This is a genomic window from Vibrio sp. 99K-1 (genome assembly GCF_013114585.1).
Classification (GTDB): Bacteria; Pseudomonadota; Gammaproteobacteria; order Enterobacterales; family Vibrionaceae; genus Vibrio; species Vibrio chagasii_B.
The window spans coordinates 35681-53514 of the sequence record NZ_VTXF01000029.1 but is presented as its reverse complement, the minus strand read 5'-3'; the positions used below and the strand labels follow the sequence as shown (position 1 = coordinate 53514).

General features: G+C 44.1%; 16 protein-coding genes. 6 read left to right on the top strand and 10 right to left on the bottom strand.

Translation table 11 applies throughout. From position 1 onward, the window contains the following. Window positions 1-27 precede the first annotated feature (27 nt). Window positions 28-639, bottom strand: coding sequence for a curlin subunit CsgB (locus F0228_RS20455; protein WP_061034138.1), 612 nt, complete (start codon window positions 637-639; stop codon window positions 28-30). A gap of 320 nt (window positions 640-959) precedes the next feature. Between F0228_RS20455 and F0228_RS20450 the strand changes: the two genes are divergently transcribed. The 3 genes from F0228_RS20450 to F0228_RS20440 are packed head-to-tail and all read left to right on the top strand — an operon-like array spanning window position 960 to window position 2710. Continuing rightward, the gene (locus tag F0228_RS20450) at window positions 960-1436 is read left to right on the top strand and encodes a curli production assembly/transport protein CsgE (RefSeq protein WP_162884285.1); all 477 of its coding nucleotides are present in this window, start codon (window positions 960-962) and stop codon (window positions 1434-1436) included. 10 nt (window positions 1437-1446) lie between these two features. Beyond that, window positions 1447-1857 carry a curli assembly protein CsgF gene (locus F0228_RS20445; RefSeq protein ID WP_004739781.1) on the top strand — a complete coding sequence of 137 codons (411 nt, stop codon included), beginning with the start codon at window positions 1447-1449 and terminating at the stop codon, window positions 1855-1857. Window positions 1858-1873: 16 nt separating this feature from the next. After that, window positions 1874-2710: a CsgG/HfaB family protein gene (locus F0228_RS20440; RefSeq protein WP_061034136.1), complete on the top strand. Its 837-nt coding sequence runs from the start codon at window positions 1874-1876 to the stop codon at window positions 2708-2710. An 84-nt stretch (window positions 2711-2794) separates the two neighbouring features. Here the strand turns inward: F0228_RS20440 and F0228_RS20435 are convergent, their stop codons facing one another. Both F0228_RS20435 and F0228_RS20430 read right to left on the bottom strand, forming a co-directional pair. Further along, window positions 2795-3217, bottom strand: coding sequence for a hypothetical protein (locus F0228_RS20435; protein WP_105059141.1), 423 nt, complete (start codon window positions 3215-3217; stop codon window positions 2795-2797). 122 nt (window positions 3218-3339) lie between these two features. After that, window positions 3340-4218, bottom strand: a complete 879-nt coding sequence (locus F0228_RS20430; RefSeq protein WP_105059142.1) for a TraB/GumN family protein — start codon at window positions 4216-4218, stop codon at window positions 3340-3342. Window positions 4219-4621: 403 nt separating this feature from the next. Here F0228_RS20430 and F0228_RS20425 point away from each other — a divergent pair, with 403 nt between their 5' ends. Together F0228_RS20425 and F0228_RS20420 are read left to right on the top strand one after the other, a co-directional pair. Continuing rightward, on the top strand, window positions 4622-7273 hold the full coding sequence (locus F0228_RS20425) for a beta-N-acetylhexosaminidase (RefSeq protein ID WP_171762716.1): 2652 nt from the start codon (window positions 4622-4624) through the stop codon (window positions 7271-7273). Between the two features lie 533 nt (window positions 7274-7806). Continuing rightward, window positions 7807-8463 (top strand): oligogalacturonate-specific porin KdgM family protein, encoded by a 657-nt coding sequence (locus tag F0228_RS20420; protein WP_171731513.1) that lies wholly within the window; start codon window positions 7807-7809, stop codon window positions 8461-8463. Between the two features lie 237 nt (window positions 8464-8700). On the opposite strand, the gene F0228_RS20415 is transcribed toward F0228_RS20420, so the two are convergent. Then, window positions 8701-9141: a DUF411 domain-containing protein gene (locus F0228_RS20415; RefSeq protein ID WP_171731512.1), complete on the bottom strand. Its 441-nt coding sequence runs from the start codon at window positions 9139-9141 to the stop codon at window positions 8701-8703. Then, window positions 9131-11944, bottom strand: coding sequence for a heavy metal translocating P-type ATPase (locus tag F0228_RS20410; protein WP_171762715.1), 2814 nt, complete (start codon window positions 11942-11944; stop codon window positions 9131-9133). Before F0228_RS20410 ends, F0228_RS20415 begins: the two co-directional genes overlap by 11 nt. Window positions 11945-12244: 300 nt before the next feature. Here F0228_RS20410 and gltX point away from each other — a divergent pair, with 300 nt between their 5' ends. Beyond that, window positions 12245-13672 carry a glutamate--tRNA ligase gene (gene gltX, locus F0228_RS20405; RefSeq protein WP_008218185.1) on the top strand — a complete coding sequence of 476 codons (1428 nt, stop codon included), beginning with the start codon at window positions 12245-12247 and terminating at the stop codon, window positions 13670-13672. An 89-nt stretch (window positions 13673-13761) separates the two neighbouring features. Here gltX and F0228_RS20400 read toward each other — a convergent pair whose 3' ends face one another. From F0228_RS20400 to F0228_RS20380, 5 genes are read right to left on the bottom strand one after another with little or no spacing between them, the layout of a single operon-like run. Continuing rightward, complete coding sequence (locus F0228_RS20400) at window positions 13762-14226, bottom strand: Sbal_3080 family lipoprotein (protein WP_171731511.1); 465 nt, start codon at window positions 14224-14226, stop codon at window positions 13762-13764. 8 nt (window positions 14227-14234) lie between these two features. Beyond that, entirely contained in the window at window positions 14235-15458 is a 1224-nt protein-coding gene (locus F0228_RS20395) for a beta-ketoacyl-ACP synthase (protein ID WP_102424522.1), read from the bottom strand. Beyond that, on the bottom strand, window positions 15455-16180 hold the full coding sequence (locus F0228_RS20390) for a 3-ketoacyl-ACP reductase FabG2 (protein ID WP_171762714.1): 726 nt from the start codon (window positions 16178-16180) through the stop codon (window positions 15455-15457). The genes F0228_RS20395 and F0228_RS20390 overlap by 4 nt, the downstream gene beginning before the upstream one ends. After that, complete coding sequence (locus tag F0228_RS20385; RefSeq protein WP_008218193.1) at window positions 16177-16641, bottom strand: hotdog family protein; 465 nt, start codon at window positions 16639-16641, stop codon at window positions 16177-16179. Before F0228_RS20385 ends, F0228_RS20390 begins: the two co-directional genes overlap by 4 nt. Then, complete coding sequence (locus F0228_RS20380) at window positions 16634-17833, bottom strand: beta-ketoacyl-[acyl-carrier-protein] synthase family protein (RefSeq protein WP_171731510.1); 1200 nt, start codon at window positions 17831-17833, stop codon at window positions 16634-16636. Before F0228_RS20380 ends, F0228_RS20385 begins: the two co-directional genes overlap by 8 nt. Window position 17834 lies beyond the last annotated feature (1 nt).

Here is a 17834-nt window from a genome sequence, read left to right as displayed (position 1 = left end):
TTTGAATCAAGCTATCCATACTGCGCGCTAATTTGCTTGATTGATGAAGATTCTCATTGAGCTCGATGCATTGACGATCGCAAAGTCGTGCCCGTCTTGAGAAATCCCTAAATTATCTCCTCCTGAGCCAGCCATAAACGCCACATTGTGATTACCTTTTTGGTCAATGCTTAATTGGCTACCTTGTCCAGAGAAGTTCGCTTGTCCTATGACCGCTAAATTGTGGTTTCCATCTTGGGAAATTAACGCTTCGCTATTCCCACCAATCTGCCCAATTGCGGCGGTATTATCAGATCCGTCTTGATTTATATATGCGACATTATTCCGTCCCACTTGGTTAATACTCGCAGAATTAGAGTGACCACTTTGTTTTATCTTCGCTCTATTATTTGCTTTTATTCCGGGGCTGTATTGAATAATGGCAGAACTTGAATCCGAACTGTTTGTTATATCTATTTCTGAGTAGTTATCTAAATCTCCAGAAGAGATATTATATAAATCACTGTAGTCATTAATAATGTCCTGGTCGACATTATGTAAAAAGTCCCCTTCAACACCAGAGGCTGCAGCAATATTTGTACTACCTATTGATAAATATAAAAAAGTTAAGCTGGCAAGTGATGCTGTCCTACTTATCATTATTTTTACCTTAAAGTGTCTGATGCTCGTGTGTTCAACTAAATAATATATTCCTTGTTGAACGCCGTGTAACTCACTAGCATGTCGAAATAGTAGGTTCACAGGTGAATATCATCTATAAACTTAAAGGTAAAAATATTTAATTGCATATGACGAGTTTAATTAGTAATTGGCTTTTTTATCCCTCCATTAGTTAATTAAATCATCTTGTAAATTAATCCAAAAGTTTATATATGCTACTGGGGGCATGAATTAGTCTTTAATTGTGTTTCGATGAATCACATTCTCATTTTGTAAATGGACTTTGAATGGGGGCCCTTATGAAAATCAAGCTGCTTACAATTGCTCTATTGTCTTGTGTTGTTAACGCAGGCGAAAAGAGCCATGGTCTTGAAAATGGCGCTCCTTTGGAAAATGGAACAAAACTTGAGGATTCGACAAATAACCTGAAGGAACAGTTTAACGACTTTAGTGAAGTGAACGGAATCATAGTGGATAGAACAATCACACGCTTAGGTGATGATTTCTATTTCTTCTTCTCGCAATCACTTAATGAGAGTTATCCCGACCTAAAGGAAAATTTGACGGTAAAAGAGAGGCCAACAGCTTTATCAGGAAGCATCATAGAGGTTCAACACTCTAGAAAACCGATCTTCCGTACAGCGTTGTCCCCCGGTCGTAGACAAGCAAAAGAACGAGCCGCTGATGCAACACGAGTTGTAGGGAATTACATCATTAGATGGCAAGCGGAAAGGCTCTTTCAGGATACTTACGACCTAGACCATGATGAATTTTAAGGAGCCAAGGATGTCGATACTTTTCAGAAAGGCAGCGCTTATTGCGTTGTTAGCTTCCCCTTCGATTTACGCGAGCGAATTAGTTTATACGCCCGTAAACCCAAGTTTCGGTGGAAACGCTTTAAACAGTTCTCACCTATTTAATCACGCTAACGCTATCAATGATTACGAAGATCCAAGTGCTAGGGATATTTTTGATGAACAAGAATCAGCATTAGATCGTTTAGCCTCCAGCTTAGAGTCTCGCCTGATTAGCCAATTGCTTGCTGACGTGGGTAATGGCAATACTGGGCAACTAGAAACGGAAGACTTCTTTCTCAACATCGTTGATGACTCAGGGACGTTATTGGTTCAAATCGTCGACAAAGCGACGGGTGAGTCAACTGAAATCAGCGTATCGGGATTAAATCCAGACCTCTAATCACAAGGATTGTGTTATGAAAACGATTATTATCGTCTTTCTAACCTTCGTGTTAGGGGGATGCACTTACTCTATGCAAATTCCAGAGACTTCTGAAACGCCTAAACTGATGCCGAGAGGGTCCACTTACACCGATCTCATTTCATTACCTCAGCCTCGCGGTAAGATATTGGTCTCAGTCTATGACTTTAGAGACCAAACGGGGCAATACAAACCTCAGCCAAACAGTAACTTCTCGACGGCTGTACCACAGGGCGGTACGTCACTACTCACGACAGCATTGATTGATTCACAATGGTTCGTCCCTCTAGAACGTGAAGGGCTACAGAACTTGTTGACTGAACGTAAGATCATTCGTGCAGCTCAGAAAAAAGACAAAGTCGTGAATAATCATGGTGCGGATTTGTCATCCTTGAGTTCCGCTAACATTGTTATCGAAGGCGGGATTGTGGCTTATGACTCAAATATTGTTACCGGAGGGGCAGGCGCTAAGTATTTAGGTATTGGTGGTTCTGGGCAGTACAGAACGGATCAAGTCACGGTGAATTTGAGAGCCGTCGATGTTCGAACTGGGCAAGTTCTTTTGAGTGTCACTACTACTAAAACCATTTCCTCTCATGAGATCGGCTTCGGTGCATTTCGCTTTGTTGACTATAAAGAGTTGTTAGAAGTTGAGATGGGCTACAGCCAAAATGAACCAGTGAATATTGCCGTAATGTCTGCGATAGATGCGGCAGTGATTCATTTAATCGTTAAAGGAATGAAACGTGGTATGTGGTCGCCTGGTGACCCTAATGCAATGCAAAACCCAATCATTGCACGTTATTCGGAAGCGAGCACTGACATTCTTTAAATAACCGAGTAAGCAGCAAAATAGGGCTATGCGGAAAATGGATCTTACCCGTAGCCCTGTTTTTTTATCTGTTACTCAGCTGATTTATTTGACGTCACAAGTAATGTCTTTGATCGGTGTCTCTGAAGTAACAAAACAAACATAAGCTTCTGCTGGATTATTTGGACCAATTCGAATGTAACCCGCCTTCACTTCATCTTCATTAAACGTAGCCGAACTAGAGTTCCCAGTTTGATTATCGTAGAAGCTTGCTTCAAAGTTTCCATTCATTTGGCTGGCGATGCGGTTTCTCGTTGTCGATGTTATGAATGTTATCGTCGCACATCGCATTGGCGGCTTCTCTGTTATGAGAAATTGCCCACTTTCTTTATCTATCACACCACCCTTTGTATCTGGCTGAATGTCGATAGCTTGAAATTGTTCTACCGTACAAGTTTCTTTGGCAGACACTACTGTAGGCATAAGGACGGCAAAGGCTAGAGGAAAAGCGAAAAGTACTGGTTTCATTAGAACAACACCATTTATAAAAAGAGCGAAAGATGATAGCACCACTATAGCGTTGCTAAATGTAAAATGTCTGTTATTAAGGAAACGCTTTTATAATGAAAAAGTCATGGCATCAAAATTAACTAGTGATCTTCAAACTGACACTGTGCTTTTTGGCTCTTTGATTGTTGCGTCACACTGAACCCTTTATCTTCTAACAACTGCAAAAGATTACCTTCGCCAATTAGGTGTAAGGTGCCGACGACTAACAAGTAGTGTCCTTTCGTATCGAGTTTCCAGTCATTGGATGATAGTTTATTTGCCCAGTCTACGTTACGATCCGTTAGGAATGCTTTCTCAAGCTCGGTTGGCATTTCAGACAATTCCGCAAAATCCTCAAGTTTGGACTCATCGCCCGCTTTCCAGCTTTCAATGAGGCAATGCACGACACGGTCCGTTTGGTCAAATTCTTCAAGGCTAGTCAACAACCACTCTTTACCCGAATCTTTTTGTCCTGCGATTAGGTCAATTTGAAATTGTAGAGGCTCTAAGCTGATCACCGGAACGTCTTGTATGGTTGCCTTATAGGCTAATGTTGCGTCTACACCGCCCGCCGAGCCATAGCCGAGATTCTTTAATTGCTGCATTTGTATCGATAGAGATGTCGCCCAAGGTGGAGAGCTCAATAGTTGCTGAGTCGGCATCCCCAAAGATTTTGAAATGCTTGTTAGTAACTGCTTTTGTTCTGCGCTGAGCACATCAGCCGTGGTAACTGTTGTAGCCGGGTATACGACACCTTCGGATTTCCTGATATCCGTTTCGATGATTAGGCCATCGCTCTCTTTTAATGTGTCGGTAATCTGCGTGGGAAGTGGATACATGCTTTCATCCCCAACGTGTACAGAACCTAAAATTGTTAAGGTCAGGTCATCTTTTTTGGCTTGCCAATACAGAGGTTCTGCTAAAGCGTGCTTAGTCGTAAAGGTAAGAGCGAGTAACGTTAAGTATAAGAATGTACGCAAAGAGAGCTCCTAGAGGAAGACGTAACTCGTTAAAAATGATTTTGACGGAGTTTTTTAACGGTTTTTTTTGAGAACAATGTCACGTTGTTTGTACGAAAAGTATAACAATACGCTGAAACTCTAAATCCTTTCTGACTACCAATGACACGATTTTATGAAATCGGTAAAAAAGATTGTGATTCATTTCTCAAATTTTACGTCAAAATTAAAATGACGGAAGTGCCGTTGCTTGTAACTTGATGATTTTATTTAAATTAAATTTATCAATATTTTTGAGATTTGAAGCCGATCACTTTATTAGCTCGATTTAATTCACGGTAAAAAATAAGCCCATATAGTTTATCTAACTTTCGAAGCGCTCCATTTTGCTTCTTACTCAATTTTTAATTTATGGGTGAATACGATGTTGAAGAGAAACTTACTATCTGTAGCGGTATTGGCTGGCCTAACAGGTTGTGCAGTAACGCAAGCACCAGAACAAAAAGTAGTGAATGCACTGGCTGACAATCTTGATGTTCAGTACGAAATTCTAACTAACCATGGTGCGAATGAAGGCTTGGCTTGTCAGGACCTAGGTGCTGAATGGGCGTCATGTAATAAAGTGAACATGACGCTAACCAATGACGGTGAAGCGATTGACTCTAAAGATTGGAGCATCTACTTCCACAGTATTCGTCTTATTTTAGATGTTGATAATGAGCAATTTAAGATCACTCGCGTTACTGGTGACCTTCACAAGCTAGAGCCTACTGAAAAATTTGACGGCTTTGCGGCTGGTGAAGAAGTGGTTCTTCCGTTAACGAGTGAATACTGGCAACTGTTTGAAACTGACTTTATGCCAGGTGCATTCGTGACGGCGCCAAACGCAGAACCTAAGATGATTGCATCATTGAATACAGAAGATGTTGCATCGTTCGTAACCGGCCTTGAGGGTAATAACCTTAAGCGTACGCCTGATGATAACAACGTAATGGCGACAGCGGTGACGCGTTTTGAAAAGAATGCTGATCTAGCAACTCAAGATGTATCAACAACGCTATTGCCAACACCAATGTCGGTAGAAGCGGGTGAAGGTTCAGTAAGTATTGCTGGTGGTATTGCTTTACCAAAAGACGCATTCGACGCTGATCAGTTCGCTGCAATTGAAGAACGTGCAGATGTGGTAAACGTAGATGTGAGTGGTGACCTTCCTGTAAGTGTCGCTGTTGTTCCTACTCAGTTTACGGGTGATTTAGCGAAATCTGGCGCTTATGAACTAAGCATCTCGGAAGAGGGGATTGCGATTAAAGCGTTTGATAAAACCGGCGCTTTCTACGCAGTTCAGTCTATTTTTGGCCTAATAGATAGTCAGAACGCTGAATCATTACCACAACTGTCAATTAAAGATGCGCCGCGCTTTGATTATCGTGGTGTGATGGTGGATGTTGCTCGAAACTTCCACTCAAAAAATGCCATCTTAGCAACGCTAGATCAAATGGCGGCATACAAGATGAATAAACTGCACCTTCACCTAACGGATGATGAAGGTTGGCGTTTAGAAATTCCAGGTTTACCAGAGCTAACGGATGTAGGGTCTAATCGTTGTTTTGATTTGGATGAACAAAGCTGCTTACTGCCTCAGCTAGGTTCTGGTCCAACAACAGACAACTTTGGCTCTGGTTTCTTTAGTAAAGCGGATTACGTCGAGATCTTAAGCTACGCTAAAGCGCGCAGCATCGAAGTTATCCCTGAAATTGATATGCCAGCACACGCTCGTTCAGCTGTGGTATCAATGGAAGCGCGTTACACTCGTCTCATGGCGGAAGGCAAAGAAGCAGAAGCGAACGAATACCGCTTGATGGATCCACAAGATACATCGAACGTAACCACGGTTCAGTTCTACGATAAGCAAAGCTTCATTAACCCATGTATGGAATCTTCGACGCACTTTGTTGATAAAGTGATCTCTGAAGTGGCAGCAATGCACCAAGAAGCGGGTGTTCCGCTAACGACTTGGCACTTTGGTGGCGATGAAGCGAAAAACATCAAGTTAGGCGCAGGCTTACAAGATATTAATGCAGAAGATAAAGTGGCTTGGAAAGGCAATATCGATTTGTCTAAGCAAGATAAGCCGTTCCAACAATCACCACAATGTCAGTCATTGATCGCTGATGGTACTGTAAGCGATTTCGGTCATCTACCAAGCCACTTCGCAGAACAGGTTTCTAAGATTGTTGCTGAGAAGGGTATTCCACACTTCCAAGCATGGCAAGATGGTCTGAAATACAGCGAAGGTGAAGAAGCATTTGCAACCGAAAGCACTCGCGTGAACTTCTGGGACGTTCTTTACTGGGGCGGAACTTCATCAGTATACGATTGGTCAGCAAAAGGGTATGACGTGATTGTCTCTAACCCAGACTACGTATACATGGATATGCCATACGAAGTTGATGCAGCTGAGCGCGGTTACTACTGGGCAACACGTGCAACCGATACTCGTAAGATGTTTAGTTTCGCACCAGAAAACATGCCACAAAACGCAGAAACATCATTAGACCGTGATGGTAATGGTTTCTCAGGTAAAGGTGAGGTTGAAGCGAAACCTTTCTACGGTTTGTCAGCTCAACTTTGGTCAGAGACAGTACGTACTGACGAGCAATATGAATACATGGTGTTCCCTCGCGTATTGGCAGCAGCAGAGCGTGCATGGCACCGAGCTGAGTGGGAAAACGACTACAAGGTTGGTGTTGAATACTCTCAAGAAACTAACTTAGTGAATAAGCAAGCGTTGAACAGCGACTTTAATCGCTTCGCGAATATTCTTGGTCAACGTGAGCTAGCTAAGCTAGAAAAAGCGGGTATTGATTACCGACTACCAGTTCCAGGTGCGAAGGTTGTTGACGGTAAGCTAGCGATGAACGTTCAATTCCCAGGTGTAGAGCTGCAATACTCTGCTGATGGCGAAAACTGGCTAACATACGATGAGCAACAACGTCCATCAGTTTCTGGTGAGACTTACATCCGCTCTATTTCAGAAAGTGGTGAGAAAGTAAGTCGAGTGACCTCAGTTAAATAATCGATAAGCACTATTAGTAGAAGAGCTCCTGGCCTTTATCTTATTCAAGATAAAACAGGAGCTCTTTTTGTTTACTGCGAATTAGGTGCCTATCCAAAACTGAAACATATAGAAATCTTGTTTGTTTATATCGTCAACAATGCACATAAGGTGACTTTAATCCCAAAAGTGACGAGCCTCTCATTATTCTCTTCAAAAAATAAGTCTCCAATAAAAAACTCTAAATCAGATGTGATTCAACTATCTAAATCTAATTTTTCTTCGTGAAATAACGTGATCCCGATCTGTATATTTTTCCATCTTGAGTTTTTTATCAATTTTTATGTTTTTAAATTGTTGATTTTAAAGTTTTAAATAACTTGTCTTTTTTTGATAGTGAGAGGGATCACTCTGTTGGTCCTTTTATTTTGAAACGCAAATTAATTCGAGCAACATAGATTTCATGCCAGGGAGGCGACCAATTACTCAAGCGGTGAAGGTGAATGATATACCGAAGATATACCGCTGAAAAAATCAAACTAAGGCAGTTTACTATGAAAAAAATTATCGCTCTAAGTGCTCTTTCTCTTGCTTTCGCTTCTAGTGCTTTTGCTGGTTCTTCTTACGTTACAGGTAACGTTCAATTTCACTCTGATTTCCAACCAAGCGCTACGTCTACTCTAGAAGCTGGTCATACGTTTGATTCAGGTACAACACTACTAACAGAGTTCGATGGTATCTCTCTCGGTAAGTACGACAATGACGCAATCCAAGATAGCGGTCTAGGTAACTCTCCATACATCACCCTAGGTGTTGAGCAGATGTACAACATTAATGACAACCTATGGGTTGCTGCTGGTTACCACCACTTACTAAACAACGGAGAAACGGTTCAGTACCGTCCACTAGTTAAGATCGGTTACAACTTCGACAACGGTATTTCTATCAGCAACCGTACTCGTTACCACGCAATGGAAGACAGCAATGCTGACGACCAAACTCGTTTTGATAACCGTATCGGCTACGCAGTAAATGCTGAATTAGCTGTAAGCTACAACAACGTATATGTAATTAACGAGGGCGACAATAAGATGGACCACGAGCTTCGTGCTACATGGACTCGTCAAGGCGTTCAACCTTACTTTGAGTACCGTAACCAAGCTGACAACGAAAACAACGCATTCGTATTCGGTGCTTCTTACGGCTTCTAAGCTGATTTATTTGGTGGCTTAGTCAATGAGATTATCCGCTAAATAACTTTTGCCTAAGCACTTCCTTCGTGAATGAGCGAGGGGATTGAGCGGTACTAACAGCCCGGTTGGTACCGCGACAAGATTTGCTTTACTGTCCAAAAGCAAAGAGCCTAGTAAGCAAACCACAGTCTTGGGTTTGCTTGATACTAGGCTCTATTTTTATGCTTTCAATTCTACCGTAGGTGAATTGGTACTCTAGTTACCTTTATAGTGACGGTACTCAAACACCTGACCCTTATCATTAAACGCGTACACAGAGTACTCGTCTTTCTTATCGCCATATTCCATACCCGGTGAGCCCATTGGCATGCCCGGAACCGCCAAACCAATCGCATTACGTGGTGGGTTTTCTAAAAAGGCTTTCACGTCTTCTGCTGGGATATGCCCTTCAAATACGTAACCGTCAATCTCTGCTGTGTGACAAGATGCTAGCTCAGGTGTTACGCCTAGCTTTTGCTTGATTGGGTTCATATCATCGTGGAGTTTCTCTGTTACATCGAAGCCAGCATCACGCATGTGCTCTGTCCATTCTGTGCAGCAGCCGCAATATGGAGATTTATGGTTTAGAACATCAGTAGCTAAAGCCTGTCCTGAAATTGCAGCGAGTGCAGTAAGAGTCATAACTTTACGAATCATGGTTAACCTCATGAATATGGTTTTTATTGATATTAGAATGAGTGGGCTTGAACAATCTCAGCCTGTTGGCATTGCTTACCACAGTAATTGACGACATCGCCATAGCAGCTCCTGCAACTACTGGGCTAAGCAGAAATCCAAAAAACGGGTAGAGCACACCGGCAGCAATAGGGATGCCAAGCGAGTTGTAGATGAAGGCCCCAAACAGGTTTTGCTTCATGTTTCTTACGGTCGCTTGAGATAGCTCGATCGCGTTGCTTACAGACAGTGGCGACGAGTTGAGGAGTGTCATTTGTGCACTCTCGATCGCCACATCACTGCCACTGCCCATGGCAATACCTATATCGGCTTGAGCCAGTGCTGGTGCATCGTTAATACCGTCTCCAACCATGGCTACACTATTATATTGTTGTTGAAGCTGAACAATATGTTGCGCCTTCTGCTCTGGAAGTACTTCAGAGATAACCTCATCGATACCGACGCTTTTGCCAATCGCTTGAGCAACCGAGTGGTTGTCACCAGTGAGTAGCACAGTGTGAATTCCGGCGGATTTTAGTTGAGCAATAGCTTGTTTGCTATCTATTTTTAACGCGTCTGAAATGCCTAATATGCCTTCCAGTTTTTGGTCGATGACTACGAAGATGGGTGTCCATGCTTGTGTACGGCAAAGCTCGATGAAATCTGTGCCAATTTCTGTATTTACGCCTAATTGTGTTAGGTATTTCAGCGAACCGACTTGAACGTGTTTTCCGATAATGTTGGCTTGTACGCCAAGGCCGCGGCTGTTTTCAAAGTCGCTGTGTGGGATTGCTGAAACTTCTAAGTTCTCGGCATATTGGCAAACAGCTTTGGCGAGTGGGTGCTCAGATCCTACTTCCACGGAATAAGCGTAAGCCAGTAATTCCCGTTCCGTTAGATTAGGGTAAAAGGCCTGTTGAACGCTTGGTTTACCTTGGGTTAGGGTGCCCGTTTTATCAAATACCACAGCATCAATTTTGCTCGCTGACTGCAATACATCGGCGTCTTTGATTAGAACACCAAACTCAGCAGCTTTTCCGACACCGACAGTAATAGAAAGTGGAGTGGCTAAGCCTAAGGCACACGGACAAGCGATGATCAGCACAGTCGTGGATACCACAAGCATGTAACTTGCACTTGGTTGTGGGCCAACAAAAAACCAAACTAAGGCGGCAATGGCAGCGATCGCGACTACAACGGGTACGAAAACGGCAGATATAGAATCGGCTAGTTTCGCAATTGCAGGTTTACTGCTTTGTGCTTGGCGAACCATCTGGATAATGCGAGCCAACATAGTGCTTGAGCCAATTCCTGTCGCTTCAATAATTAAGCTGCCATCACCATTAATGGTACCTGCAGAAACGCCATCATTAACTGATTTTACGTTGGGAAGCGGCTCACCAGTTAGCATAGATTCATCGATGTAAGACTCACCTGATACCACAACGCCATCAACCGGTACTTTCTCACCCGGTTTGACACGTATCTGCATACCCACTTGGATAGCTTCTACAGCAATGATTTGCTCTTTGCCATCGACGATAACCATCGCTTTTTGAGGCTGTAAATTAATCAGTGCTTGTAGCGATTTCGTAGTGCGTGCTTTGGCCTTGGCTTCGATGTAGTGACCCAAAGAAATAAGGCCTATTATCATCGCGCTTGCTTCAAAGTAGACATGGCGAGAGGCTTCTGGAAACCATGATGGAATCAGCACAACCAACATTGAGTAGAACCATGCTGCGCCTGTACCCAAAGCAACTAGTGTGTCCATGGTCGCACGTTTATGCATCAGAGATTGCCAAGCATTGGTGAAGAAGCTGCGTCCAGAGGTGGCCAGCAGCACTAAACAAACCACACCGATTAATCCCCAAGCCAGTTGGTCGTTAAATGTAGTAATGGTCATGCTGCCGCCGAATACACCCCAAGCCATCAGCGGAGCTCCAAGCAGTAGCGCACTTACTGAGTTTTTCAGGAAGGCCTGTTGAGTGCGAAGTTGTTGCTCTTGCTGTTTTTGTTGTTGTGTTGCCGCATCATCAACAAACTCGGCACCATAACCTGCAGTTTTAACCGATTGGATGAGCTCGTTTTCGATGAGGTCACTTGTTTTAGAGGTGAAAACCAAGGCTGTTTGCTCGGCAAGGTTGATCTGAGCTTGGTCGACGAACTTGTTTTTTTTCAGTGCTTTTTCGACTGAAGAAACGCAGCTCGCACACGTCATTCCTTCAAGGACAAGGTGGTAAGTGTATTGACTCGCAACGGGGTCAGTTGGCGTCGCTTCTGTAGGATCTAATTTTTTATCTTCTTCTAAATCTGAACTCGGTGAGAGCTCATTTGCTTCAGAGTAGGGAGCGGCGTGATAACCTAGGCTTTCGACCAGCTTAATCACCTCAGATTCAGAAAGCAGAGTAACCAGTGATAATTCCTGTTTACTGACTTCTAGGTTTGAGGCTTGCTCAGTTTGTTCAAGCGCTTTAGTCAGTTTGCTCACACACTTGCCGCAACTCAGACCGGATAGCGAAAGGTACAGCTGATTACCCATAGAATAGCCAAGCGTTGCTAACTGTTCGTTGAGCTGAATGTAACTAAATGGAGTCGAAATATCGATGTAGGTCGGCGATATGTCATTAATCATCGTGCTGTCGAGATCGCTAAACAGTGTGCGAACTTTCTTCGCGCAACCCATGCAATTTAGGCCGTTGAGCGCCGTTGTGTAGTGGTTCATATCGATACTCCAATTCTCATCTACGCCTAACATAAACCTTCCCGTAAGGGTAAGGTCAAACATAAATTCAAGAATTTGATCTTGGTGGAGTGCTAGCTGGTGGTTTCAGTTTGGAATGGAAGAGGGAAATTAAGAATGTGCGGCTATAATCTACTGGCTAAGACTATCTATTTACGACTTTAAGGGCGTAATTGGCTTTTCAATAACGGCTTTCGTACAACAACAGCGCATTAATCATTCACTACTGATTGTAGATTTAAGCGGTGGTGATAAAATAGCGCCCAAAATTTAGTGATGTTTGACTATTGCAGGTCTTGTAATAGGCTCCACTAAAAGAATCACCTACATAATCAAGGTATTTAAATGACGGTTAAAACTCGTTTTGCTCCTAGCCCAACTGGCTATCTTCACGTTGGTGGTGCACGTACTGCACTTTACTCTTGGCTATTCGCTAAAAACCAAGGCGGTGAATTCGTTCTACGTATCGAAGACACAGACCTTGAGCGTAACTCTCAAGAAGCGGTTGATGCAATTCTAGAAGGCATGCAATGGATGGGTATGGAATGGGACGAAGGTCCTTACTACCAATCTAAGCGTTTTGACCGTTACAACGAAATGGTTGATAAGCTTCTAGCTGAAGACAAAGCATACAAATGCTACGCGTCTAAAGAACTGCTTGATGAAATTCGTGCAGAGCAAGAAGCAAACAAAGAGATGGCTCGTTACGATGCGAACCACCCTAAAATTATTGCAGCAAATGAAGCAGCACAAGAAGGCGATGCGTGCGTTATCCGTTTCCGCAACCCTAAAGAAGGCAGTGTAGTATTTGATGACCAAATCCGTGGTCGCATCGAAATTTCTAACAGCCAACTTGATGACCTAATCATTCGTCGTACAGACGGTGCTCCTACTTACAACTTCGTAGTTGTAGTGGATGACTGGGACATGGGTATTACACACGTTGTTCGTGGTGAAGACCACATCAACAACACACCTCGTCAAATCAACATCTACGAAGCACTAGGCGCGCCAGTTCCAACTTTCGCTCACTGTGCAATGATCCTAGGTGATGACGGTGCGAAACTGTCTAAGCGTCACGGCGCTGTATCAGTAATGCAATACCGCGACGAAGGTTACCTACCAAACGCACTAAACAACTATCTTGTTCGTTTAGGTTGGTCTCACGGTGACCAAGAGATCTTCTCTCAAGAAGAGATGATTGAATTCTTCAGCCTGAACGCAATCAGCAAGTCTGCATCAGCATTCAACACTGAAAAGCTACTTTGGTTGAACAACCACTACATCAAGACTTCTGAGCCTGAGTACGTTGCAAAGTACCTACAATGGCACCTAGACGCACAGAAGATCGATACAACAAATGGCCCAGCGATCACTGAAGTGATCAAGCTAGTTGGCGAGCGTTGTAACACGCTTATCGAACTTGCTGAGCAGTCTCGTTACTTCTACGAAGATTTCTCTGAGTTTGAAGCTGGCGCGGCTAAGAAGCACCTACGTGGTGTTGCTAAAGGCCCACTAGAGCTTGCGCTTGCTAAGGTTGAAGCACTTGAAGAGTTCACAACGGCAAACATCAAAGACGGTGTGATTGCAGCAGTATGTGAAGAGCTAGAGATCGGCATGGGTAAAATCGGAATGCCACTTCGCGTAGCAGTAACAGGCGGTGGCCAGTCTCCTTCTGTTGATGCAGTGATGGAGCTTGTTGGTAAAGAGCGCGTAATCGCTCGTATCAAGATGGCTCTTGAGTTCATCGCAGAGCGTGAAGCTAACGCTTAATTGAGCAGTTGTTAGATTCAAAAAAGGGTCAGTAACTTGGTTACTGACCCTTTTTATTTGTCTCAAATTTTATTGTCTAAATAACTTTGCTATAGCTGGTCGTCGGCAATCATTTGGGTTGCTTGCGCGGCTGATTTCTTATCGAACAAGATATCCATCATCGCTTTGATGCGTTCCATATCGTCACCAAACTTGGAAAAGTTGCCGCTATTCGGCGCCTTAAACTCTACGTTACCAACGCGCTGTTGATCTTGATAAGCCGAGATCTTTGCGTCTGCCACAAAGGTTCTCAAATCCCAGCTCCAACGAGATACGTAATCTAGCGTGACTTCTTCAGGCTTGTGTTCAGAGCCGTCTGCGACAACCTTACACTTAACTTGATTGTTCAAACACCAATCGAGCATCGAATCAAGAAACACAGTGCGCGTCTTGGTGTCTTCTACGATGGTGATGTTTTTAATGTTGTTCGCTTCTGGCAGTGCGTTTCCTGAATATTTAGGAGCACTACAACCAGCCAGTAGCGCAACGGCGAATAGGATTAATGCATTCTTCATTATCGAGCCTAGATTTTCTTAAAGATGATAGAGGTGTTGATACCACCGAAGGCAAAGTTGTTGCTCATTAGATATTCAACATCCAGTTCGCGACCTGAGCCCGTGATGTAATCGAGCTTGCCGCACTGTTCATCGACATTCTCTAGGTTTAGGGTTGGGCTGAACCAACCACTGTGCATCATCTCAAGGCTTAACCATGCTTCAATCGCACCACATGCGCCAAGCGTATGCCCAAAGTAACTCTTAAGAGAGCTAATTGGCACTTCACCAAAGATATTCGCTGTTGCATTACTCTCTGCAATGTCACCTTTTTCAGTCGCAGTGCCATGCGCCGAGACATAGCCAATCTTTTCAGCTGGAAGTTGTGCGTCTCTCAATGCTTTTTCCATACAGATTTGCATGGTTTCCATTTGAGGTTGGGTCACGTGGGCGGCATCGCAGTTGCTAGCGAAACCAATGATTTCGGCATAAATTTTTGCGCCGCGAGCAACCGCATGTTCGTACTCTTCAAGTATCAGAGTACCTGCTCCTTCACCAATCACTAGGCCATCACGCTCACTGTCGTATGGGCTTGGCGATTTCTTGGGTGTGTCGTTTTTTAAACTGGTAGCGAAAAGGGTATCGAAAACGGCAGACTCAGTTGGGCATAGTTCTTCACCACCACCGGCAACCATCACGGTTTGGTAACCATGCTTGATCGCTTCATAGGCGTAGCCAATGGCTTGGCTTCCTGAAGTACATGCGCTGCTGGTGGGAATCACGCGACCACGTAGACCAAAGAATAGACCTACGTTTACCGCGGCTGTGTGCGGCATCATTTGAACGTAAGTGGTTGCTGTGATTGCTCGTGTCGACTTCTCATTCAGCATCACACCAAACGCACCAACCGCATCAGTACTGCCGGTTGAAGAGCCGTAAGCGATACCCGTTTCACCATTGGTCAATACATCGTGACCAATTAAGCCGGCTTGCTCCAATGCATTCTCAGTAGCAACCGTTGCTAGGCGTGATACACGGCCCATGCCACGTACTTGTTTACGCTTATAGTGTTTAGGCAGTTGGAAGTCATCAATAGGCGCTGCAAGCTTAGTGTTGAGACCGTCATATTGCTCGAAGCTTGGCATATATTGAGTCGCATTTTCACAGGCTTTTAGCTTTGGCTCTATCTGTAGCCAGTCGTTACCAAAAGCAGTAACACCAGACATGCCAGTTACAACAACGCGGCGGGTCATACTAAGCCTCCATTTACTGAAATCACTTGGCGAGTTACGTAGCCTGCAATATCCGACATTAGGTAGCTGACTAGACCTGCCACTTCTTCCGGCTCACCCATTCGGCGCAGTGGTACTTGAGGAAGCGCATGATCTTTCACGTGCTCGTCAACCATACCTGTGTCAATTAAGCCAGGAGCGACACAGTTTACCGTGATCTTGCGTTTTGCGAGCTCTAGAGCAAGAGACTTAGTTGCGCCAATCACCCCCGCTTTTGCCGCTGCATAGTTAGTTTGCCCACGGTTACCCATAATGCCTGATATAGACGCTAGAGTGACGATACGGCCACCTTTACGCTTTTGAACCATAGGCATAACACAAGGGTGAAGTACGTTGTAGAAGCTGTCTAGGTTGGTGTGGATCACGCCATCCCACTCTTCTTCTGTCATCGCAGGGAATGCAGTGTCGCGAGTAATGCCTGCGTTGTTTACCACACCGTAGTAAGCGCCATGTTCAGCAATATCTGACTCTAGCTTTTCACGACATTCGCTGCGGTTGCTGATATCAAATTGGATAAGACGTCCAGCGCCACCTTGCTCGGTGATCGATTGTAGAGTCTCTTCAGCACCCTGTTTGTCACCCATGTAATGAACGGCGATTTCAAATCCGTCTTTCGCGAGTTGAATAGCGATCGCTTTACCAATGCCTTTGCTGGCACCAGTGACTAAAACCTGACGGGTCATGATGGGCTCCTAGTTTTCATTTCTTGTAATTTTTGTTCAGTTGGCACGTAGACATTGAGTTGGCATTGAGCCACTAACTCGCCTTGGTCTTCGACTCTCGCGGTAAACACGGCCATGCCACTGTCTTCCATCAGTTGTTCAGCATAGATATCAAGGGTCTGACCTTGAGTAAACTCATCACACAGTGATTTATAGCGACGAGATCCAAGTAGGAAACCGATAGGGGGAGTGGTGCCGCTTTTCAGAGCATGGTATCCAGACCATGCCGCTACAGACTGCGCCATAAACTCGATGCCAACATATGCTGGTACTGTTTGAGATTCGGCATTAAAGAACAGGTTATGGTCACCGATATCGACCTGACAGTGGATCGACAACGCCTCTACGCTGATAGCACGATCGATTAATATCATCGGATCATCGTGAGGGAGAAGTTGGTCTACAGAAGGGATATCAGTCATTTACTACACCAAAAATCAGGCTAATGTTGTTGCCACCAAAAGCAAACGAGTTGCTTAAGATGTTCTTTGCTTTAAGTTTCTGTGAACAGTTTACCAAATCAATCTCAATATCTTCAGCTTTATCCTGACATTTTTGTAAGGGAAGCGATAAGTCATATTTCAAAATATGCCAAGCAATTGCAGCCTCAATCGCACTTGCTGCGCCTAGAGTATGCCCGGTTAATGGCTTGGTAGAACTTACGGGAACCTTGTTTGCAAAAATACGATGAATGGCTTTACTTTCCATCGAGTCATTGAGTGGCGTTGCGGTACCATGTGCATTGATATAACCGATGTCTTCTACGTTTAACTGTGCAGAATGTAAGGCTTTTTTCATTGCCTGTTCAGCGCCATTTCCTTCAGGGTGAGGCGCTGAAATATGGTGTGCATCAGAGCTATCACCACAGCCTAATAAGGCAACTTGAGGTGTGCTTTGAGTAGAATGAGCACGCTTGAACTTAGTTTTACTGAGCAACATAAATGCGGCTGCTTCACCAATATTGATGCCATCCCGAGATTCGCTAAATGGCTTACAATGTTTGGTTGAAAGGGCTTCAAGGCCATGGAAACCATTGAGCGTCAACTTACATAGGGTATCTACACCACCCACTAACACGGCATCAGCCATGCCTGAATCTAACAAGCGTTGGGCGGTCAGAAATACGCGGCCACTGGATGAGCAAGCTGTAGAGATGACATAGTTTGGTCCCGTTAACGCGCAATATTGGCTAACGAACTCAGAAGTGTCACCAAGCTCTTGTTTTGAGTAATGGTAATCTTCTGGAAATGCACCATTTGCCAGTTTTTGTTTAAATGCCGCTTCACCGTCTGAGATACCCGAAGTACTGGTGCCAATTACTACAGCAATTCTATCTGCGCCAAATTGTGACTTTGCTTTCTCAATAGAGTCTTTGATTTGATTGAGAGCTGATAACGCCAGTTGATTGTTGCGAGTGGCATACTTCGCGAGAGTGGACGGAACCTCTGGTAGCTCACCTGCGATTTTGCCAACGACAGTGTGTTTGCCGTCGTTCAGCATATCACTCACTTCAATCATGTTTGGTTCACGTTCGCCTTTTAGGCAGTCATGAATGTCAGTAATACTTGAGCCTAGCGCTGAGTGGAAACCACAGTCTTGGATATAAATAGGCATA